This window comes from Pseudomonas sp. FW305-3-2-15-C-LB1, assembly GCF_058787615.1.
The window spans coordinates 52311-69010 of record NZ_JBYSZX010000014.1; the positions used below are offsets into that span (position 1 = coordinate 52311).

18 protein-coding genes are annotated in these 16700 nt (G+C 57.6%); 10 read left to right on the forward strand and 8 right to left on the reverse strand.

Going from position 1 to position 16700, the window contains the following annotated elements:
• Positions 1–93 precede the first annotated feature (93 nt).
• From AC3WP7_RS23255 to AC3WP7_RS23265, 3 genes are all read right to left on the reverse strand, one after another.
• Positions 94–906, reverse strand: a complete 813-nt coding sequence (locus AC3WP7_RS23255) for an N-acyl homoserine lactonase family protein (RefSeq protein WP_102592131.1) — start codon at positions 904–906, stop codon at positions 94–96.
• Positions 907–982: 76 nt separating this feature from the next.
• Positions 983–1876 carry an NAD(P)-dependent oxidoreductase gene (locus AC3WP7_RS23260; protein WP_102592130.1) on the reverse strand — a complete coding sequence of 298 codons (894 nt, stop codon included), beginning with the start codon at positions 1874–1876 and terminating at the stop codon, positions 983–985.
• A 114-nt stretch (positions 1877–1990) separates the two neighbouring features.
• Positions 1991–2665, reverse strand: a complete 675-nt coding sequence (locus tag AC3WP7_RS23265) for a GntR family transcriptional regulator (RefSeq protein ID WP_102592129.1) — start codon at positions 2663–2665, stop codon at positions 1991–1993.
• A gap of 193 nt (positions 2666–2858) precedes the next feature.
• Here AC3WP7_RS23265 and AC3WP7_RS23270 point away from each other — a divergent pair, with 193 nt between their 5' ends.
• Genes AC3WP7_RS23270 through AC3WP7_RS23285 form a run of 4 tightly spaced genes read left to right on the forward strand, consistent with a single transcriptional unit; the run spans position 2859 to position 7558 of the window.
• Positions 2859–3986, forward strand: coding sequence for a zinc-dependent alcohol dehydrogenase family protein (locus AC3WP7_RS23270; protein ID WP_102592128.1), 1128 nt, complete (start codon positions 2859–2861; stop codon positions 3984–3986).
• A gap of 14 nt (positions 3987–4000) precedes the next feature.
• Positions 4001–5434: an aldehyde dehydrogenase family protein gene (locus AC3WP7_RS23275; protein ID WP_102592127.1), complete on the forward strand. Its 1434-nt coding sequence runs from the start codon at positions 4001–4003 to the stop codon at positions 5432–5434.
• Between the two features lie 33 nt (positions 5435–5467).
• A complete protein-coding gene (locus tag AC3WP7_RS23280; protein ID WP_102642500.1) occupies positions 5468–7135 on the forward strand; it encodes an MFS transporter in 1668 nt (555 codons plus the stop codon).
• A 30-nt stretch (positions 7136–7165) separates the two neighbouring features.
• The gene (locus AC3WP7_RS23285; protein ID WP_102592125.1) at positions 7166–7558 is read left to right on the forward strand and encodes a carboxymuconolactone decarboxylase family protein; all 393 of its coding nucleotides are present in this window, start codon (positions 7166–7168) and stop codon (positions 7556–7558) included.
• A 68-nt stretch (positions 7559–7626) separates the two neighbouring features.
• Here AC3WP7_RS23285 and AC3WP7_RS23290 read toward each other — a convergent pair whose 3' ends face one another.
• Together AC3WP7_RS23290 and AC3WP7_RS23295 are read right to left on the reverse strand one after the other, a co-directional pair.
• On the reverse strand, positions 7627–8595 hold the full coding sequence (locus tag AC3WP7_RS23290; protein WP_102592124.1) for an LLM class oxidoreductase: 969 nt from the start codon (positions 8593–8595) through the stop codon (positions 7627–7629).
• A gap of 9 nt (positions 8596–8604) precedes the next feature.
• The gene (locus tag AC3WP7_RS23295) at positions 8605–9450 is read right to left on the reverse strand and encodes a sugar phosphate isomerase/epimerase family protein (protein ID WP_102592123.1); all 846 of its coding nucleotides are present in this window, start codon (positions 9448–9450) and stop codon (positions 8605–8607) included.
• A gap of 188 nt (positions 9451–9638) precedes the next feature.
• Here AC3WP7_RS23295 and AC3WP7_RS23300 point away from each other — a divergent pair, with 188 nt between their 5' ends.
• The 6 genes from AC3WP7_RS23300 to AC3WP7_RS23325 are packed head-to-tail and all read left to right on the forward strand — an operon-like array spanning position 9639 to position 13280.
• Positions 9639–10268: a TVP38/TMEM64 family protein gene (locus AC3WP7_RS23300; protein ID WP_256579921.1), complete on the forward strand. Its 630-nt coding sequence runs from the start codon at positions 9639–9641 to the stop codon at positions 10266–10268.
• 10 nt (positions 10269–10278) lie between these two features.
• Positions 10279–10662, forward strand: a complete 384-nt coding sequence (locus AC3WP7_RS23305; protein WP_102592121.1) for a nuclear transport factor 2 family protein — start codon at positions 10279–10281, stop codon at positions 10660–10662.
• Positions 10663–10718: 56 nt separating this feature from the next.
• Positions 10719–11105, forward strand: coding sequence for a nuclear transport factor 2 family protein (locus tag AC3WP7_RS23310; RefSeq protein ID WP_102592120.1), 387 nt, complete (start codon positions 10719–10721; stop codon positions 11103–11105).
• A gap of 44 nt (positions 11106–11149) precedes the next feature.
• Positions 11150–11599: an SRPBCC family protein gene (locus tag AC3WP7_RS23315; protein ID WP_102592119.1), complete on the forward strand. Its 450-nt coding sequence runs from the start codon at positions 11150–11152 to the stop codon at positions 11597–11599.
• Positions 11600–11655: 56 nt separating this feature from the next.
• On the forward strand, positions 11656–12246 hold the full coding sequence (locus tag AC3WP7_RS23320) for a flavin reductase family protein (RefSeq protein WP_102592118.1): 591 nt from the start codon (positions 11656–11658) through the stop codon (positions 12244–12246).
• Positions 12243–13280 carry an aldo/keto reductase gene (locus AC3WP7_RS23325; RefSeq protein WP_102592117.1) on the forward strand — a complete coding sequence of 346 codons (1038 nt, stop codon included), beginning with the start codon at positions 12243–12245 and terminating at the stop codon, positions 13278–13280. Before AC3WP7_RS23320 ends, AC3WP7_RS23325 begins: the two co-directional genes overlap by 4 nt.
• A 51-nt stretch (positions 13281–13331) precedes the next feature.
• Here the strand turns inward: AC3WP7_RS23325 and AC3WP7_RS23330 are convergent, their stop codons facing one another.
• The 3 genes from AC3WP7_RS23330 to AC3WP7_RS23340 all read right to left on the reverse strand — a co-directional run bounded on the left by AC3WP7_RS23330 (position 13332) and on the right by AC3WP7_RS23340 (position 16650).
• Entirely contained in the window at positions 13332–14627 is a 1296-nt protein-coding gene (locus tag AC3WP7_RS23330) for an NAD(P)/FAD-dependent oxidoreductase (RefSeq protein ID WP_102592116.1), read from the reverse strand.
• 105 nt (positions 14628–14732) lie between these two features.
• Positions 14733–15476, reverse strand: coding sequence for an SDR family oxidoreductase (locus AC3WP7_RS23335; protein WP_102592115.1), 744 nt, complete (start codon positions 15474–15476; stop codon positions 14733–14735).
• A gap of 70 nt (positions 15477–15546) precedes the next feature.
• Positions 15547–16650: an alkene reductase gene (locus AC3WP7_RS23340; protein ID WP_102592114.1), complete on the reverse strand. Its 1104-nt coding sequence runs from the start codon at positions 16648–16650 to the stop codon at positions 15547–15549.
• Between the last annotated feature and the right edge of the window lie 50 nt (positions 16651–16700).

The window sequence follows — 16700 nt, forward strand, 5'->3', positions numbered from 1 at the left end:
ACTTGGTCACGCGCGGGTTGGACAGTAGCGGGCAGGCGACAAGAATAAAAACAATAAGATTTGCTTGTTCATACAAATAATATTGATCAGGAATCAACGCTCTGCGGGATGATCATGGAGTACACAGATCGAGCCGTCGGACGCGTTAGCAAGGCGCGGATAGAGATTCATCACCAAGGGATCATGGCCCGGCACTATATGATGCTCGGAATCGGCCAGCGATCTGATCCGAGCCCAGCCACTGCGCATATCGTCCACATTGAAGACGATGGGAAATGGGCGGTCCTCAATGAAGTTGCGGTAGTAGTGGCTGGCATCGGACGCGAGTACCACCCAACCTCGGCGAGTGAATATGCGCACGATTTGCAAGCCCATGGTGTGGCCTCCCACCAGGTGAACAGACAGACCTGGCGCCAATGTGGCGTCGCCGTCATGAAACTGCACACGCCCGCGGTAGACCTCCCGCACCATTCCAACCACATTTTCGACGTCATAGGCCTCGTGCGCGCACTTGTGCGCCATGTGCCGCCCGGTCGCAAACAACATCTCGCTGTCTTGAAGGTGATAGGTCGCCGCGGGGAACAGATCGAAGTTGCCCACATGGTCGTAATGCAGATGGGTAATGATCACGTTGTCGACGGCGGCCGCCTCAATACCGAGCATCAGCAATGATTCAGCAGGGCAGCGAATGAAGTCTCGCCCGCGCTGTTGCGCAGTGGTCTGGTTGAAACCGGTGTCGATCACCCAAGTGCCCGTGCTGTTGGTTGCGACCCAGATAAAATAATCCATGGGCATCGGCCCATCGTGCGGGTCGCCGCCGAGAAAGTTCGACGAAGCCGTGCGCCGATGCTCGGCATATTTCACCGCGAACACATCAAAAGGCTCAATCGCGCAAGCGATGTACATGGTTTAGATACTCAGGCGTTGGACGAAGAGCCGGAGCGCGGCGATGACACCCCGGAAGGTAGCATGCAGTTGTCGACTAGCCGTGAGCGTCGATGATGCGATACATCTCGGTGTGATCGGTATGAGGCGTGGTGCTTTGCGCCGCCTCCTGCCATACCGCCAGGCACTCATGACCGAGCTTCATCTGCTGACCCATCTGTTCTGCGAGGGTGACGGCGATCTTCAGATCTTTGACCATCAGTTGCAAAGCGAAGCCCGATGCATACGTGCCACTGAGCATGAACTGATTGACCTTGTTGGCCGTGGTGAAGTTACCGCCTGAAGCATTATTGAGCACGCTGGTCATGACGGCTGGGTCCACACCGAACTTTTCGCCCACATGCAGCGCTTCCACAGTGGCTAACAGCCCAGTGGCAGACACGAAATTATTCAACGCCTTGACCGCATGGCCTGCGCCATTTGGGCCTACATGGGTTGAACTGCCAATGACGTCTAGCAGCGCGCTGTGCTGCTGAAGCACATCGGCATCCCCACCCACCATGATTTGCAGAGTCCCTGAAATCGCGCGTTTCACGCCACCGGAAACCGGCGCGTCGAGAAAATCCAGCGAGAGCCTATTGAGCTGTTTGGCCAATGACTGGGTTTCGAGCGGTTCGGAGGAACTCATGTCGATAACACAAGCTCCCTGCCCCAGGCGCTTGGCGACGCCGTTCTCGCCCATCAGGACCTGATTTACGATGCGAGAGTTGGGCAACATGGTGATAACGATACGGACGTCGGCCAGCGATTGCGCACTTTCAAGACGTCGGGCGCCCACTTCTGCGCACATGTCGGTGACGGCCTGGTCATTCGTGTCGCTTACCAGCAAGGGATAACCGGCCTTGGCAATAAGACTCGCCATCGGGCGCCCCATCATGCCCAAACCAATGAACAGGACCGTAGGGCGCGTGCCTTGCTTAACGTCATTCATATCGTTTCTCGCTTGTAGAATTATTCTCTGGCCACTTCGTGCACATACCTTGGCCTGCTTTGTGAGAACACCCTAAGCATTGTCTTACAATATGTCAATCTTACATAAAACCTATCAGTCGTTACTTTCCAGCATGCCTAACGCCGCATTTTCGGCATTCTTGATGTGCTGCTGTGCAACCTCACGAGCGCCTTCGGCATCGCGGGCCTTGATGCGAGCCACCATTTCGTCAATTTCCGCCAGGCTTTCGGCCAAACGCTCAGGACGGGAAAATGACGTAGCGCGCAGCAGGTTGATGCGCGACAGAAGCCCCTGGAGCACCTCATTGATCAGGCGGTTGCCACTGCCACCTAAAAGCACATCGTAAATTTTCGTCTTGGCGACCAGTAGCGCTCGGCGATTGGGAATCTTCGCCTGTGCATGCAGCTCCTTCACGGTCCGCTCCAACGCTTTGATCTGCGCGGCGTCCGCCAGGCGCGCAAATTCATGCACCGCGAAGCCCTCAAGCAAAGCGCGTAACGCATAGAGCTCTTTGGCCTCACGGATGTCCAGACTGGCGACCACAGGCCCCTTGTGAGGCACTATCACGAGTAACTTTTCTGCTTCAAGTCGACGCAGGGCTTCACGCAAAGGTGGTCGACTCACCTGCAACAGCTCGCACAGTTCACGCTCGACAAGTCGTTCGCCAGGCGCGAATCGGCCATTCATGATCGCTTCACGCAGAAATGTCTCAACTTGACCGCGCAAGGTTTCCGGCCGGCCCATCACCGGCATTTCTTCATTTTCCATTCCTTTCTCCGTGGCTTCTGGTGACACGAGGCTCACCTACGATCTGATTGATTGATCGGCTTATTGTATTGCAATTTTTTCACAGCCGCTGCGCAACAACTGCATTGTTGAAGCTGTAAGATTGTAATACAGTGATACGATACGAGTGGTTAACCTCACTCCACAAAAACAATCGATTCAGAGGGAACCTCACATGCAAATCAGAGCCGCCGTGCTGGACCAGATGGGTTTGCCCGCACCGTTTGCCCAAAGCCAACCCCTGCGCATCACCACGATCGAGTTGGGCGATCCCGGACCCGGTGAGGTATTGATCAAGATCGCTGCCGCAGGCATCTGTCATTCCGATCTGTCCGTGATCGAAGGCGTGCGGCCGCGCCCACTGCCAATGGTGATTGGCCATGAAGCGGCCGGTGTTGTCATGGCGGTCGGACCTTATGTCGACGATCTGGTTGTCGGCGATCATGTTGTGACTGTTTTCGTCGCCTCCTGTGGTCATTGTGTTGAATGTTCGGGCGGGCGCCCTGCTCTTTGCGCACCCGGCGCGGTAGCGGGTGCGGCCGGCACGCTGTTGCGCGGTGATCGTCGCCTGCAGCGTGGGGAACAAATCCTCAATCATCACTCGGGCATCTCTGCGTTTGCCGAATACGCTGTGGTTTCGACGCGCTCATTGGTGCGCGTGGCCCGAGATATTCCCTTGGAACATGCGGCGCTGTTCGGCTGCGCCGTGTTGACAGGCGTGGGCGCTGCGACCAATACCGCCAGTATCAAGCTCGGCTCGACCGTCGCGATCGTCGGCATGGGTGGCGTAGGTCTGGCTGCACAACTAGGCGCGTTGGCGGCCGGCGCAAGCCAGGTGATCGCAATCGATACCAATGCGGAAAAACTGGCGATGGCCAAATCGTTGGGGGCTCAGCATGTGTTTAATGCGGCCGACCCGGACCTGGTCGAAGCCATCCGAGATCTGACCGGCGGCGGTGTCGATGTGGCGCTGGAATTCGCCGGAGCATCCGCTGCGTTGCAAACGGCCTGGAAAGTCGGCAAGCGCGGCAGCGAGGTCGTCACCGCAGGCCTGGCTCGACCTGACGCAACATTTGAGGTGCCCATGGTTGGCTTGGTGGCTGACGAGCGCACCTTGCGCGGCAGCTACATGGGCAGCAGCGTGCCTAGCCGCGACATCCCACGCTATCTGGAATTGTTCCGTCTCGGTCGACTGCCGATCGACAAACTGGTGACGCACCGATTGACCCTGGATGAGATCAACGTCGGCATGGATCGCCTGCGTGACGGCCGAGCCGTTCGCCAGATCATCACGTTCGATTGAGCAGGAGTGTCGCTATGTATCCTACAAACAAGTTTTACATTGATGGGCAATGGGTCGCGCCGATCGGCAAAGCAACGTTCACGTTGATCAACCCGGCGAATGAGCAGGCCTACGCCGAACTGGCCATGGGCAGTTCCGAAGACGTGGATCGCGCGGTTCAAGCCGCACGCCGCGCATTCACGGAATACTCACGCTGGACTCCCGGGCAACGCATCGAATTACTCGAGCGCGTATTGAGCATCTACAAACGCCGATACGAGGAGTTTGCCCAGGCGATGACCCTGGAAATGGGCGCGCCGATTGCCTTCTCCCGCGCGGCCCAGGCGGCACGAGGCTCGCTGCATATCGAGGAAATCATTCGCGTACTGCGCAACTTTGAGTTCGACGAGCAGCATGCCACGACCCAGATACGTCGCGAAGCCATCGGCGTGTGCGGGTTGATCACTCCGTGGAATTGGCCGATCAACCAAATCGTGGTGAAGATCGCTCCTGCGTTGGCGGCTGGCTGCACGATCGTCCTCAAGCCCAGTGAATTCTCTGCACTCTCAGCCTTGCTGTTTGCCGAAGTGCTGGACGAAGCTGGCGTGCCGCCGGGGGTCTTCAACCTGGTCAATGGCGACGGTCCCACTGTAGGCCACGCTATCAGCGAGCACCCGGACATCGACATGGTGTCGTTCACTGGCTCAACCCAGGCCGGCATCCGCGTAGCGAAAACTGCAGCCGATACGGTCAAACGCGTCGCTCAGGAGCTAGGGGGCAAGTCCGCAAATATATTACTGGGCGATGCAGATTTCAGTCAGGCCGTTCCCAAGGGTATCGCCGCGTGCTTCACCAATAGCGGGCAATCCTGCTCGATCCCGACCCGCATGCTGGTGCCGGCAGAACGCATGGCCGACGTGGTGCGAATCGCTCGGGCCGAAGTCGTGAAGTACCGTGTCGGTGATCCGCAGGATGAAAACACTCAGCTCGGACCGCTGGTCAACCGGACTCAGTTCGAACGCGTTCAAACCCTTGTGCAAACCGGCATTGACGAAGGCGCCGAGCTGATCTGCGGTGGCATCGGCCGTCCTGCTGGCTTGCAGAAAGGCTATTACGCCCAGCCTACGGTGTTCGCCAACGTAACCCCTCACATGACCATTGCCCAAGAGGAAATCTTCGGCCCGGTGCTGTCGATCATTGCCTATCACAGCGAAACAGAAGCCATTCAAATCGCGAACGGCACGCCCTACGGTTTGGCTGCCTACGTGCAATCCGCTGATTTGAGCCGCGCCCGCGACATAGCCGGACGCCTGCGTGCCGGCCAAGTCCACCTGAACTATCCGCCTGCCGATATCGGCGCGCCATTCGGCGGCTTTAAACAGTCAGGCAATGGCCGAGAGTGGGGTGCGCACGGCCTCATGGAATACCTGGAAACCAAAGCCATCGTCGGCTACGCGCCTGCCAACTGAACACACCCATAAAAACAAGACAGGTTGTGAAAAATGAAAACGACTGCTGAGTCGGTGGACTTGAACGCCACCCGAGGTGTAGATCGCTCTACCCTCAAAGTAATTGCTGCCGCGTCCCTGGGCACCGTGTTCGAATGGTATGAGTTCACCCTGTATGGCGCGCTGGCGTCGGTGATCGCGATCAACTTCTTCTCGGGCCTGGACACCGCTACCGGGTTTATCTTCGCGCTGTTGACCTTTGCTGTCGGCTTCGTCATGCGCCCCGTTGGTGCAATCGTGTTTGGGCGTATCGGCGACCGCATCGGTCGCAAGAAAACCTTCCTCATCACCATTGTGATCATGGGTATTTCTACGGTTGCGGTGGGCCTGCTGCCGACCTATGAATACGCCGGGATCCTTGCGCCCAGCCTGTTGATAGCACTGCGGATGCTGCAGGGCCTGGCGCTCGGCGGCGAGTACGGCGGTGCAGCGACCTACGTCTCGGAGCACTCAACTAATCGCCAGCGCGGCCTCAATACGGCGTGGATTTCGGCCACCGGCACCCTGGGGCTGCTGCTGGCTTTCGGTGTGATTCTGGCGTGCCGTTACATCAGCGGCGATGACTTCAACACCTGGGGCTGGCGTATTCCATTCCTGTTTTCGTTGGTGTTGTTGGGTATTTCGATTTCCGTACGCATGGGCATGGAAGAGTCGCCGGCGTTCAAAAAAATGAAAGCCGAAAAGCGTCTGTCGAAATCACCGCTGCGCGAAACCTTTCTGGACAAAACCAACCTGCGCCGCCTGGTGATCGCCTTGTTCGGCATCTGTGGAGGCATGACTTGTGCCTATTACATTGCAGTGTTGTACCCCACATTCTTCATGACACAGAACCTCAAAGTTGATCCTCAGCAAGCCAACACCACGCTGACGCTGGCGTTGATGACGGCACTGCCGATGTTTTTGCTGGCGGGCTGGCTGTGTGATCGCCTAGGGCGCAAGCCCGTACTATTGGCGGGTTTTTTGATGTCCGCACTGTCTATTTTCCCCATCTACAAAGGCGTGGCGCTCTACGCCAACCCTGACTTGATGGCCGCTGAGCAACGCACACCTGTGACGTTAGTCACCGACACGTCCCAATGCTCTTTCATGTTCAATCCGACCGGCACCCGTACCTTCAGTAGTCCCTGCGACGTGGCCAAACAAACCCTGTCCGCCACCGGCATCAGCTACGAAACCCAATCGCTACCGGGGCAAGCCAATGCGGTAATCAAAGTGGGTTCGGCACAGCTGGTCTCTGAAGGTACCGTCGGCCTCGACGCGGCGGCCGCCAAAGCCCGCGTCGGTACTCTGAAAGCTTCGTTGCAGAGCCAATTGGATGAGGCGGGATACCCTCTCAAAGCGGACCCTGAGAAGTTCCAGCGCGGCAAAGTATTCCTGCTGCTAATGGCGCTGGTGTTCTGCGGCGTGATTTCGCTGACGCCGGTAGCGCCCATGCTGGTGGAAATGTTCCCGGCGCGTATTCGCTATACGTCCATGTCGTTCCCCTACCACTTTGCCAGTGGATGGATCGGCGGACTGCTGCCCACCATTGCCTTCGCCCTGTCAGCGCAGATGGGCAATATCTATTTCGGCCTTTGGTATCCGGTGGCCTGGATCGGCGTGTCGTTCGTAGTCGGCCTGTTTTTTCTGCGCGAGACGCGCGATATCGACATCAACCTATAACCTCTCCCCTCCCCTGAGCCAGGTGAAACCATGAGCAATAACGAACTGTTTGATAAAGGCTTCGAGAATCGAAAAAGCGTCCTGGGTGCCGCCCACGTTGAGAAGTCCTGGTCATCGGCTGACGACTTCAACAAACCCATGCAAGCGTTGGTAACCGAGTATTGCTGGGGCGCAGTGTGGGGTGATGAGACCTTACCGTTCAAAACACGCAGCCTGCTTAACATCGGCATGCTGACGGCCATGAACCAGCACCATGAACTCGGCGTGCACGTGAAGGGCGCGTTGACCAATGGTGTATCCGTGGACGAGATCCGCGCAGCGTTGATGCAGGCTGCGATCTACGCGGGCGTGCCTAGCGCACTCGCGGCGTTCCGGGTGGCGACGGAAGCCATCAAGGCCTGGAACACCGAGCACAAACTGTGAGCAGGTAATGCCAAGCCCTGAGAACACAAACGCAGCCTCAGGGCTGCGTTTTGCTTTGTTCGATGAACTTAAACCAACGCAGGGAAATGCGGCAGGATAAATTCCGACAATTCGTCCAACACCTCATATGCCGGACGCTGGCCATATTTGAGTTGTATCATCACGTGATTCACGCCGAAGGATTGCAGCGTGTGCAGCATCTCCAAAAGCGCATTGCGGCCCAGCCTGAAACCTTGGTGGATCGGTGTGGGGGCAGTATCAGGATCGTTTGTCAGGTCGATAAAGAGCGACTGACTGAAGGGTTTGAACGCATCGCCTGCCTGCTCGCGTACTGTCTCCTGCCAGAGGCGAACGATATCCCGTTGCTTATCCATGCCGCGCGGGTAAGAGATCCAACCGTCAGCTTCTCTGGCAATCCACTGCAATGTCTGGCGGCTACTGCCGGTGACGAACAAGGGAATGGATTGACCGAAGGGTTTGGGGACCAGATCGGCATGACTCAACTCGCCTTCACTCCAGCGAATGGGTTCAAACTGGGTGCCGAGGGCTTTGCGAATGACCTCCAAATGTTCAACGAATCGCTCGCCACGGCTTTGCGATTCGACATTGAAGGCCGGGTATTCCACCGGGCGGTCGCCAGACGCCACGCCAAGTAATAATCGGCCGCCGCTGAGCTGATCAATGCTCGCTGCAGCCTTGGCCAAATGGAGCGGGTGACGGATGGGCACAACAATCGCAGCAGTACCCAGCGCGATATCCTGGGTTTGTCCGGCAATGAAGCCAAGGTAAGTCCAGGGGTCGTAGATTTGCCCTACGTCACCGAATGTCGGATCCCGCAACGGCACGTCGCGAAACCATAAGGACGCAAAACCGGCTTTTTCCGCTTGCTGGGCCAACGTCACCTGGTTGTACATGGTGGGCATATCGCCCTCGTACGCCTCAATCGGGAAAAACAAGCCGAGGGTCAATTTTCCACGTTGGTAGGTCCTGCTGAAACCCGGTAACGCCTGGCACGGCTTAGTAGACAACGAAAACATAAAAGCTCCTTAATGAGAGTCGACGTGACGGGCCCAATGCGGGAAATTGCGCACACGCTCTTCCATGCTGCGCAATGTCTCAAGCGATTTGCGCAGCTTGGTGAACGCGTCGCCACTTTCATCCCACCCCTGCCAGCCGATGTAGCCGTCGTAACCCAGCCGCCGTAACTGAGCCATGACCGCAAAGTTGTCCATTTCGCCCTGGTCGAGGGTCTCGATGGTCGCAGTCTGGCCCCACCCCAGAGGGCTGCGGCGCGCACCTGAAAGATTCACCTGCTTTAGGAAGGGCAGCGCACGTCTCAGCGTTGCGCCCAACTTTTCGCCGTCGCCGGCGTACCAGTGATAGCCGCAGAAAACGATGCCTAGGTTGGGGTGATTGAGTCGTTCACAAATGCGCAAGGCGTCGTCGTGTTTTTCGCTCCAGTGCAGCAAATGCGTGTAGATCAAGATGCGGATATTGCGTTGTTGCGCGATAGACAACGCTTCAGCCAACCAACGCACCACAGGCTTATCGCCCCTTGGGTCTGAACGCGCGAAGTCACCTGCCGTTTTAATAGCCAGTTCGACGGTGGAGCCTAACGGTGCCACGCGCAGCATCTTGTAGATGCCAGCGTTCTGTTCATCCTCTAAACCCAGGCGTAGGTTAAGCACCACATAGATGCCAGCGACCTCAAGGTCGTATCGCGCCTTGACAGTGTTCAATTGCTCAACCGCTGCCCAGTTACGCCCATCCCAGATTGATAGATAGGTCGCGTCGTAGCCGACCTCCTTTGTGATTTCACATCTGTCCTCAAAGCTGTAGGTGCCCATCGAGCTGTAGAAACAGGTGTCTTGTGCATAAAACTTTTGCGTCATGGCGTACTCCCGCAGGCCGTCGGGTATTGGCCGTGAAGCATCGCCGGAGGCCGTTTTTCACATTGCCAATACACCAACGGTAAATGTGTTGACATCAACTGTAGTGACCACTATAAAATACACTCAATACGTAGCGATCGCTAACTAAATAGCCGTTGGCGACGATTGGGATGGGCAAAGTGATAGAGATGGCCGTGCACAACATCGCGCAGTGGGTCGAGATTATTCGCGCGCTCGGCACCGTCGGGATTGCCCTTTATGCGGCGATATTCGTGGTGGCCACTCTCGCGTTTGTGCCCGCCTCGATACTCACGGCGCTGGCCGGTTTTGTGTACGGCCCGATGTGGGGAACTTTGCTCATCTCTCCAGCAGGCGTGCTGTCCGCAATCGCTGCATTTTCCATCAGCCGATCGTTTTTGCGGCCGTGGGTTACTCGGCGCACTGAAAGTAGCCCGAGGTCTGCCGCGGTCGACAAAGCTATTCAGTCAGGCGGTTTTCGGATTGTTTTTCTTCTGCGCCTGGCGTCGATCGTGCCGTTCGCGCCATTGAGTTATGCCCTCGGCGCCAGCCGAATCGCACGCACAGACTTCATGCTTGCCACCTGGATCGGCTTGCTTCCTGGAACATTTCTGTACGTGTACCTGGGCTCGCTGGCGGTAGACGTCACACACATCATCAGCGGCGAGGTTGCTACCAGCCGCACTGCACAAATCATGACCTGGTCGGGACTGGCAGTTGCCCTGCTGGCATTACTGACCATTGCCCGATACGCCCGCAGCGCAATCAATCAAGCGTTGCATCAACCCCCTTTAAAATAGGAGCTACACCATGAGCAACCCAACATACGTCCATGACTACAACGCAATCGTCGAAGTGCTGAGCCTTTACAACGAAGGCGGCAAACACGCCAAGAGCAGCATCATGAAACCGGCTTTTAGTGAGCAGGCAACCATCTTTGGTGTAGATGGCGAAGGCAAGCTGACCGGAGGCCCGATCCAGGGTCTGTTCGACATCATCGACAGCGCCTTCCGCCCGTCACCAGAAGCCAAAGGCGCCATCGTCAACGTCGATATCGTGGGCACAGCTGCCAGCGCACGTATTGATACCAATGACATCTCCGGCTTCTGCTTCACCGACTTCTTCAACCTGCTGAAGGTTGAAGGAAGGTGGACCGTCATCAGCAAGATCTACCACACCCACGTTGCTCCTTAACCCATCCGTTTGAACCGCGCCTCATTGGCGCCAAAATCATGCAAAGGAGTTTGACCATGAGCAAAAACATCAAAGCGGTACCGACCCAGGATTACAACGCCGTTGTCGCCGTGGCCCAACAATACGCTGACGGCCTACGTGCCGGCAGCCCGGAACTGCTGGAGCAGGCCTTCCACAAGGAAGCGGTGATGTACGGCTTCACCAACGGCAAACTGTTGGGCGGCCCGATCAGCAACCTGTTCGACTTCGTCCGCACTAATGGTAAGGCCCCGGATATCAGCACACGCCTGGACGTGCTGGCAATCACCCCGACCACTGCCGTTGTACGCGTGGACATGGAAAAGGACGCGATTGGCGCCGATTACAACGACTACCTGACGCTGATCAAAATCGACGGCACCTGGAAGGTGATCGCCAAGGTTTATCACCAGTTCGAAGGCTGATCCGAGCGGCCTGAACGCAATGATGTTTCTTAAGGTGATGAATCATGGCAAAAGTTGAATACAGCGCCGTTGTAGACGGCGGCGCCGAGCGCGTTTGGGATGTACTCAAGCGCTTCGGGAAAATCAGCCAGTGGCACCCGGCGATCCCGCAGAGCGTCATCGAAGACGGTCAGCCGGACGGTCTAGTTGGCTGCATCCGTCGGCTGACGTTGCAGGACGGCGCCATTCTGCGCGAGCAGTTGTTGTCGGTAGACGCTGTGAATCTACAGTTCTCCTATCGCTTCGTTGAGGCGCCGCTGCCCGTGGACAACTACGTGTTGACCGTGCGATTGATCCCGCTGACCGGCGAGCAAAAAGTCGTGATTCTGTGGTCTGCAACCTTCGACACGCGTGAGCCTGATCCGCAGGGGCAATGGACCTCGACCATTGAGTCACTCATTGTTGGTGGTCACGAAAGCCTCCAGGTTTACCTGAACCAAACCGCCACCGCATGAATGTGCCCTACCCCGCTCCAGCAATGGATGCGGGGTTTCATTTTTCTGGAGCTACGATGCACGACCACATTGCCGAAGTGCCGCTTGAAAAAGCCTATCGGCTGATCAACCACGGCCCCACCGTGCTGGTATCTGCTCAATACGAGAAGACTCGAAATGTAATGGCCGCGGCGTGGGCCTGTGCATTGGATTTCTCACCGCCCAAAGTCACTGTGGTGCTGGACAAGATCGCGACAACCCGCGAACTGGTAGAGCGTAGCGGCCTCTTTGTGATTCAGGTTCCCACGGTGGCACAGCTGCAATTAACCCGCGATGTCGGCAGCACCAGCCTGCAGGAAGATCCACAGAAGCTGGCTCATAGCGGCGTCGAGCTATTCAGTATCAGCGGCCATGACGCGCCATTCGTGACCGGCTGCTCAGCCTGGCTTGCGTGCAAACTATTACCCGAACCGCACAACCAGTCGACGTACGATCTATTTATCGGTGAAGTCGTCGGCGCCTGGGCCGACACGCGCGTATTCAGGGACGGGCATTGGCACTTCGAGAGCGCCGATCCGGATTTCCGGAGCCTGCACTACATCGCAGGCGGTCACTTTTATGCGATCGGTGAAGCGTTGGACGTCGCGACAAAGGAAGATCCGCAATGAGCCCACTTGAAAAACGCAGGCTTGGCCGGTCGGGCGTTGAGCTCAGTGCCGTTGGACTGGGCACGGTGCAGATGGGTTATAGCCCCCACATCGATTACGAGCAGGCGGCGGCCATCGTGCAGTCGGCCTATGAAGTGGGTATCCGGTATTTCGACACGGCGCCGATGTATGGCACCGGGCGAGCGGAATACACTTTGGGTCGCGCAATACGCGAACTGAATGTGCGAAAAGAGGTGGTCGTCAGCTCTAAGGTCGGCCGCGTACTCGACACCGCAGACGTGCCGGCAGCTCAGCGCCCGGCGGACTCAAGATGGTTCCTTCACAACCCGCACTACCAATACGACTATACCTATGATGGCTTCATGCGCTCGGTGGAACATAGCCTCGAGCGTTCCGGGCTGGATCGCATCGACGTACTCCTGGTTCATGACCTGGGGCGTGCCTGGCACGGCCTGCAGGCGGACCAGTATTGGAAACAGATCCGTGAGGGTGGGTACAGGGCGCTGGACGAACTGCGCAGCACAGGAGTGGTGTCTGCCGTCGGCTTGGGTGTGAATGAAACCGATGTGGTCGTGGAAGTGGCGCGAGAGTTCGCCATCGACTGCGCGATGATTGCGGGCCGCTACACACTGCTTAACCATGAGCCACTCAACGGGCATTTTGATGAACTGCAACGCCGTGAAGTCGCGGTGATCGCGGCGGGCGCGTTCAATTCAGGCGTGCTGGCCCTGGGTGCGTGTCCCAGCGCAATGTTTGATTATCGCGCCGTACCGGCCGACATCGCTGCGCGCGTAGCGATCATACAGTCCGTCTGCGCATCCTATGGCGTCGCGATGTCCGCGGCGGCCCTGCAGTTTTCCGCTTGCCACCCGGCTGTCAGGTCGCTGGTGTTTGGCGCCCAATCGGTTGAGGAAGTCGAGCAGAACGTAGCGGCTTTTTCGACGCTGATTCCCGCGCAATTCTGGGCGCAGCTCAAAGAACAACATCTGATTCCCGAACACGCGCCGGTGCCGGGCGAAGAACCCATGCGTTGACACGTTGAATGAGCGCAGCGCTAGAGGGGCTGCGCTCAGTCCATCTACGATCTAGTGCAGCTTCAATCGAGGTTCGGTGCCTCGACCGATGCGATTGCCCAGCACTAGTAGTGCGGTAGGGAACAAGCCATAGAGCGCTACCTGATGCATGCGGTACAGCGAAGCATAAAACATCCGCGCCAACCAACCTTCCAGCGTCACACTGCCCATCAGTTTGCCCATCAGGTTACCCACCGCTGAAAATTGTGACAGCGAAACCAATGAGCCGTAGTCCTTGTAGACGTAGGCCGGCAGGGCTTTGCCTTCAAGCCTCGCTTGAAGGCTCTTGACCAGCATCGACGCCTGCTGGTGCGCGGCCTGAGCACGCGGCGGCACGTTGTGCTCACTCCCCGGCTGCGGGCACGCGGCACAGTCGCCGAACGCAAAGACATCATCGTCCAGCGTGGTTTGCAACGTAGGGCGCACCCTCAGTTGATTGATGTGGTTAGTCTCCAGGCCGTCGATATCCTTGAGAAAGGACGGCGCTCGGATTCCCGCTGCCCAGACTTTGAGGCTGGCCTCAATCACTTCCCCGTTACGGGTTTTGAGATGCTCTGCGCAGACCTCGCTGACGACGGCATTTGTCATCACCGTCACCCCAAGCTTTTCCAGCGTGCGATGGACGGGCTCGCTGATGCGCTCAGGCAGCGCCGGCAGCACTCGAGGTCCGGCCTCAATCAAAGTGATGTGCATGTCATGCGGCTGGATGCAATCCAGCCCGTAGGCAGCCAGCTCATGGGCGGCGTTGTGTAACTCGGCGGCCAGTTCCACTCCGGTCGCACCCGCGCCGACGATCGCCACGCTGATGTTCTCACCCGCAATGCCAAGCGCCTGCGCGCGCAGATAGTGATTGAGCAGCTGCTGATGGAAGCGTTCGGCTTGCTGGCGGGTATCGAGGAACAGGCAGTGCTGTGCCGCACCGACGGTGCCAAAATCATTGGTGGTGCTACCGACGGCAATGATAAGAGTGTCATAGTTCAAGGTACGTTCTGGCACCAGCTCTCGACCGGCACCATCCAAGATCGACGCAAGTCGAACGGATCTGGCAGCGCGGTCAAGACCACTCATGCGGCCGAGCTGAAAGCGAAAGTGATTCCGCTTGGCCTGAGCCACGTAGTTCAACTCGTCATCGTGGGCATTGAGTGAGCCCGCCGCGACTTCATGCAACAGTGGCTTCCAGATATGGGTGAGGTTTGCGTCGATGAGTGTGATGTGGGCGGTGCCGCGCTTACCGAGGGTCTTGCCTAAACGGGTTGCAAGCTCCAGACCGCCAGCGCCACCGCCGACAATCAAAATACGGTGTGTCATGGAAGGGTCTCATTGCTTTTACAGGGAAAACAGGATGGATCCTGTAGCGCCCAGACACTCAGCATTGCGCCAGTGCCTGGGCTTGATGGTTTCAACGATGACTGCTTACCAATCTTGACGGGTCGGCGAAATGATCAGATCGTTGACCGTGACGTTCTCGGCTTGATTCAGCGCATACACCACGGCTCGGCCAATATCATCCGGCGAGATCGCAATCTTGTTCAACTCTTGGGCCGCCTTACGACCTGCAGGATCGGTCACTTTGTCGGCCCAACCCGTGTTGATCACACCCGGGCTTACCGTGTTGACACGGATGCCGTGCTGCACGCCCAGCTCTTTGCGCATCGACTCAGTCATGGCCTGAACGAAGAATTTGGTGGCGCTGTAGATACCCGCGGCAGGCCCGACTTGGTGACCGGCCACCGAGTCCATATTGAGGATCTGGCCCGACTTCTGTTTGAGCATAAACGGCAACACCGCCGCGATACCATGCAGGTAGCCTTTGATGTTCACGTTGATCATCTTTTCCCAATCATCGGTGGCTAGGTCGACCCAGTTGGAAAACAGCATCAAGCCTGCGTTGTTGATCAGGATATCCACCGAACCGAAAGAGTCCTGGGCGAATTGCGCCAGCGCTTTCATATCCTCAGGGTTGGTGACGTCGCTGACGCGACCTACCGCTTCACCGCCCTTGCCTTTCAGCTCGCTGACGATGGCGTCCAGGCCCTGCTGGTCCAGGGCTGCTGCAACAATTCGAACACCTTTCTCGGACAAGGCACGTGCGGATGCAGCACCCAGGCCGGACGATGCGCCAGTGATGATCGCGGTTTTATTCTGCAGATAGTTCATGGGCGTTCCTCTCGTTGGTGACTGCCCGTCTGTGCGGGCAGTTTTTGGGGTTATCGCGGATGTAAGGGGATCAGTAGTTGCCGAGTGGCCAGTCGGTGTAGCCCTTCGCACCGCCGCCGTAATACGACTCACGTGGCGCGATGGTCAGTTCGGCCCCACGACGCAGGCGCTCGACCAAGTCCGGGTTGGAGATAAACAGGCGGCCAAACGCAACGGCATCGATCTTGCCTTCGGCGCGGCGTTCAATAGCCATGTCCAGGTCGTAGTTGTTGTTACCGATGAAGGGGCCGTTGAACTGCGCACTCAACGCGTCCATATCGACGCCCTCAGGTACGTCGCGGGAAGTCGCTGTGGCGCCTTCGACGAAGTGCAGATACGCCAGGTCGAATGCGTTCAGCTGCTGGATCAGGTAGCCGTACATCGCCATGACATTGCTGTCGGGCGGTGTGTTACCGGCGTCCGGAGTTACCGGCGACAAGCGGATGCCCACGCGGTCGTTGCCCCAAATTTTGACGATTGCCTCGGTCACTTCCAGGGTCAGGCGTGCACGGTTCTCGATGGAGCCGCCGTACTGGTCGGTGCGATGGTTGGTCGAGTCCCGCAGGAATTGGTCCAGCAGGTAGCTGTTGGCCGAGTGAACTTCTACACCATCAAAACCAGCACGCTTGGCATTCTCGGCAGCACGTTTGTACTGCTCGATGATCCCCGGGATCTCATCGGTTTCAAGTGCCCGAGGCATCGACACCGGGACGAAGCCGTTGGTGGTATAGGTGTCGCCTTCAGCCTTGATCGCGGAAGGGGCGACCGGTGCGGCACCCTCAGGTTGCAGCTCGACACTGGAGAAGCGACCCACATGCCACAGCTGGCTGACGATCTTGCCACCAGCGGCATGCACGGCGTCCGTGACTTTCTTCCAGCCTGCAACCTGCTCCTCGCTCCAGATGCCGGGGGTGGCCGCGTAACCGCGACCTTGCGCGGAAATATTGGTGGCCTCAGCGACGATCAAGCCCGCCGTGGCGCGTTGAGCGTAATACTCGGCGTGCAGCTCGTTGGGAATGCCATCTTCGGCATAGCGGCTACGGGTTACGGGCGCCATCAAAATACGGTTGGCGAGTTTCATCGCGCCCAGGTTAATCGGGGTGAATAAGTCGGTACGAGTCGCGTTATCTGTCATGATAAACCTCATTTAAATAGACCGGTCGTCTAGTAAGTTGGTAAAAAATA

Excerpts from the sequence above, each read along its gene's own strand:
- AC3WP7_RS23255 (WP_102592131.1), bottom strand. The coding sequence starts at position 906 with ATGTACATCGCTTGCGCGATTGAGCCTTTTGATGTGTTCGCGGTGAAA.
- AC3WP7_RS23260 (WP_102592130.1), bottom strand. The coding sequence starts at position 1,876 with ATGAATGACGTTAAGCAAGGCACGCGCCCTACGGTCCTGTTCATTGGT.
- AC3WP7_RS23265 (WP_102592129.1), bottom strand. The coding sequence starts at position 2,665 with ATGGAAAATGAAGAAATGCCGGTGATGGGCCGGCCGGAAACCTTGCGC.
- AC3WP7_RS23270 (WP_102592128.1), top strand. The coding sequence starts at position 2,859 with ATGCAAATCAGAGCCGCCGTGCTGGACCAGATGGGTTTGCCCGCACCG.
- AC3WP7_RS23275 (WP_102592127.1), top strand. The coding sequence starts at position 4,001 with ATGTATCCTACAAACAAGTTTTACATTGATGGGCAATGGGTCGCGCCG.
- AC3WP7_RS23280 (WP_102642500.1), top strand. The coding sequence starts at position 5,468 with ATGAAAACGACTGCTGAGTCGGTGGACTTGAACGCCACCCGAGGTGTA.
- AC3WP7_RS23285 (WP_102592125.1), top strand. The coding sequence starts at position 7,166 with ATGAGCAATAACGAACTGTTTGATAAAGGCTTCGAGAATCGAAAAAGC.
- AC3WP7_RS23290 (WP_102592124.1), bottom strand. The coding sequence starts at position 8,595 with ATGTTTTCGTTGTCTACTAAGCCGTGCCAGGCGTTACCGGGTTTCAGC.
- AC3WP7_RS23295 (WP_102592123.1), bottom strand. The coding sequence starts at position 9,450 with ATGACGCAAAAGTTTTATGCACAAGACACCTGTTTCTACAGCTCGATG.
- AC3WP7_RS23300 (WP_256579921.1), top strand. The coding sequence starts at position 9,639 with ATGGCCGTGCACAACATCGCGCAGTGGGTCGAGATTATTCGCGCGCTC.
- AC3WP7_RS23305 (WP_102592121.1), top strand. The coding sequence starts at position 10,279 with ATGAGCAACCCAACATACGTCCATGACTACAACGCAATCGTCGAAGTG.
- AC3WP7_RS23310 (WP_102592120.1), top strand. The coding sequence starts at position 10,719 with ATGAGCAAAAACATCAAAGCGGTACCGACCCAGGATTACAACGCCGTT.
- AC3WP7_RS23315 (WP_102592119.1), top strand. The coding sequence starts at position 11,150 with ATGGCAAAAGTTGAATACAGCGCCGTTGTAGACGGCGGCGCCGAGCGC.
- AC3WP7_RS23320 (WP_102592118.1), top strand. The coding sequence starts at position 11,656 with ATGCACGACCACATTGCCGAAGTGCCGCTTGAAAAAGCCTATCGGCTG.
- AC3WP7_RS23325 (WP_102592117.1), top strand. The coding sequence starts at position 12,243 with ATGAGCCCACTTGAAAAACGCAGGCTTGGCCGGTCGGGCGTTGAGCTC.
- AC3WP7_RS23330 (WP_102592116.1), bottom strand. The coding sequence starts at position 14,627 with ATGACACACCGTATTTTGATTGTCGGCGGTGGCGCTGGCGGTCTGGAG.
- AC3WP7_RS23335 (WP_102592115.1), bottom strand. The coding sequence starts at position 15,476 with ATGAACTATCTGCAGAATAAAACCGCGATCATCACTGGCGCATCGTCC.
- AC3WP7_RS23340 (WP_102592114.1), bottom strand. The coding sequence starts at position 16,650 with ATGACAGATAACGCGACTCGTACCGACTTATTCACCCCGATTAACCTG.